General features: G+C 44.3%; 1 protein-coding gene. It reads left to right on the plus strand.

What is annotated here, in order from left to right; all coding sequences use genetic code 11:
* On the plus strand, positions 1-3,330 hold a 3,330-nt coding region (locus ACFIMQ_RS09050; protein WP_375703892.1), incomplete at its 5' end, for a hypothetical protein.
* Between the last annotated feature and the right edge of the window lie 86 nt (positions 3,331-3,416).

A 3,416-nucleotide genomic window follows, 5' to 3' on the forward strand; every position in this document is an offset into this window, starting at 1 on the left:
GCAAAGAGGTTAGCCGATGAATCAAAGTCGATTGCTGAACGTGCGGAACAAACAGCGAAAGAGGCTTCTCAAACAGCAACAGAGACGACGCAAGTAGCAGCAACAGCGGTAGAAATGTGTCATGAAGTTAGGACGGTAGCAACACAAGCAAGTATGAAGGCAGATGGAGCCAACCAGACAGCCGCTGATGCCAAGGATATTGCCGAAGAGGCAAAAGGTTTATCGGAACGAGCAACATCCTCTGTTACAGAACTTACAAAAACAGCGTCTCAAGTACAAACAGCAGTAGAGAAGGCATTAACGGATTTAAGAGACACCAAGCAGACAGCAGAGGCATCTAAGACACTCTCAGAAGAAGCTAAACAAACAGCCGCTGATGCATTGACAGCGTCGAAAGATGCCAAGTCACAATCAGAGACAGCGGTAAGCAGATCAGAAGAGGCAAAAAATGCTTGTGATGAAGTTAAAGCATCTGTTGCGTCAGTTGAGAAAGTTGCAGAAGCGGCGAAAACAGGTGTGGAACAAGCTTCGCAAAGGGCATCTGAAGCGAAGGGAATAGCGGAGGAAGCGAAAAGCGCCGTTGATCAAGCGACAGCCAAAGTAGAGCAAGCTGTAAGAGAAGCTAGCGATGCGAAATCTAAAGCAGAAAGCGTAGAGAGATTAGCGAATGAAGCCAACCAAACAGCGAGCTCTTCGAAGAGCGTATCAGAAGAAGCGAAAGAAGAGGCAAGTAATGCCAAATCGGTAGCCTTAGAAGCAAAAAGTACAGCAGATAGTGCAACAGCAAAAGCGGAGCAAGCGCAACAAGAAGCATCAGAAGCCTCTAGAATAGCCAATGAAGCGAAGGTAGCAGCAGAGCAGGCATTGCAAGCCGATAGACAAGCGGTTCGTGAAGGCGAAGAAGTAAGTAAAAGTTTAGCAGAAGCAATTCAGAAGAAAACAGAGGAAGCTGAGAGAGTTGCGCAAGACAGTAAGAGGGTTTGTGAAGAAGCCAAGCAGCTAGCAACAGAAGCCAAAAATGCCTCCACCAATGCGCTTACAGAAGCAAGTGATGCGAAGGAGAAAGCGTCTACAGCGCTAACCTCAGTCAATGAAGTCAAGAATCTTTCTGAAGAAGTTAAAGGCTTAGCAGAAAAAGCGACGACGGCATCTACAGAGGCGCAAAAGATTTCAGAACAAGCGTTGAGAGAAGCAACTGCTTCGAAAGCCACGGCGGATACAGCGTCCAGTACAGCCAATAATGCCAAGGGAATTTCCGAGGAAGCTAAAACAGTTTCAGAAGAGGCAAAGAACCTTGCACAGACAAGCAAGAATGTTTGTGATGAAGTTAAGCAAACGATAGGTGATGTTAAAAGCGTTGCAGAAACGGCATTATCGACAGCCAATACAGCCAAGCAGAAAGGAGATGAGATAAGCCAACAAACCTCAGAAGTATTGACGAAGTCTGGAGAAGCGAAGACCTTATCAGAAGAAGCAAAGGCTAAGGCAGAAAGGGTGGAGACTATTGCGACGGAAGCGAAATCTACAGCGGCGACAGCATTAACAGAAGCAAGAGAAGCTAAGAGTACGGCATCTGAGGCGAAGGACTTGGCGGAAGAAGCCCAACAGGGTGCAACAGAAGCAACGCGAATAGCCAACGAAGCAAAAGCAGCAGCAGAACGGGCGACAAGTGTTGATAGACAAGCGGTAAGTGCTGGTGCAGAAGCAGTCAAGAGCCTAGCGGAAGAAGCCAAACGAACAGCAGAAGGAGCCTCCACGATAGCTTCAGAAGCGTTGTCGAAAGCCAATGAAGCAAAGAAGGGAGCAGATAAGATAGAAACATTAGCTAATGAAAGCAAAACTCTAGCCGGAGAAGCAAAAGGTTTAGTGGAGGAAGTAAAGCAATCGGTAGCTACAGCGACAGAAACAGCAGAAGATGCGAAAAATTTAGCAAAGAAAGCAACAGAAGATATTGTTTCTATCAATGCAAAGGCTTTAACAGCAGAAAGAGTAGCGAACGAAGTCAAAGGTAGTTTAGAAACCGTTGTCACGTCGGCTTCTAAGGCAAAAGCTCTAGCAGAAGAAGCCAAAGAGCTAGCGGAGGAAATGCAAGATGAATCGAACGAAGCGAAGATTGCTGCTAATGCGGCAAAATTGACAGCCAATTCTGCGGCAACAGATGCAGAAGAAGCACAGGACGAAGCAAGAGAAGCCAAGCAAGCCGCTGATCAGGCAAAGACGCTAGCCGAAGAAGCTAAAACGATAGCAGAGCAAGCTAATCAATCCCTTATTTCGTTTAATTTTTCTAACACAAAAGACCAAGTAAATAATAACAGTCAACAGATTGAAGCTATTAAAGAAGGTCTAAAATATTTTGTTTCTTTGATAAATAATGAATTGAATTTCACTGTCTTTTCTCAGGAACGATCATTTTTGGCAGTTGGCGATAATAGACAAACTATTTTGGTTAAAAAAGGAACGCTTTTTCGCCGTGCTGGTGTGAATGATGAGGCTTATCGTTTACATACTGTCAGTAAAGATCTAAAAATAGAATTGTCTGGTTTTATTGAAGGAGGTAAAGATTATTATCTTTACATGGTTTCACGAAATGATAACCAAGGTGTTATATTTTTTGCTTCAGACAATGCTACTTATCCGGATGGATACACAGCGGATAATTCTGTCAAGATAGGAGGGTTTCATACGCTTTGTGCGGATGTTGGAGAGATTTCCGGTCATCCATTGTCTGGTTATAGAGCAGGGGATATCTTACCCAATTCAGTTTGGTGTTTGAATCACCGCCCGCATAGTAGTCCAGAAGGGATGGTCTACGACCCCTCCACAGATCTTTGGGTTGATATTTATCTACAGTCAGGAACGAGTATTTTTACCCGTTCGGCGTATGGTACTCCGATCACAACCAACCGTACTTATACAGATCACTTATCCGATATGTTGCGTGTTAAAAAATCTTTTCTCACTGATACAGAATTTGCGTCTGCGATGTATGGAAGTAATGAAAAGACAAATATTCAAGGGAAGAAAGCCCCTTCTCCTAAGAGTTCTGGAGGACACGTTGATACGGCGAATAGGCGTATGATTTCACATATAGGGTGTGAGGATGGCTGCGGTTATGTTTCACAATTTTTATCAGAGACTTTTCCAATACAGATACCTTCTGTAACAGCGGGAAGGACGGCTTTTAGAACAGAAATGAATGTGTTGGTAGGAGGAGGTCTTTGGAGTGGTGGTGTCTCTAATGGTTCGTTTTTTCGTAGTGGTCAGTATTCTCGTAGTTTCAAGGGTGAGATGTTAGGGGCTCGAGGCTGTAGCCGTCCCCGTCATTTTTGAGGAGGAGAAGATGATAGATTATCCAGAGCATTTAAATACGAAGCAAGATTATCTGAACATGCTTTCCTTTGATAAGGCTGAAACGG

The sequence above is a fragment of the Bartonella sp. AD13SXNS genome, assembly GCF_042196465.1.
GTDB lineage: Bacteria > Pseudomonadota > Alphaproteobacteria > Rhizobiales > Rhizobiaceae > Bartonella.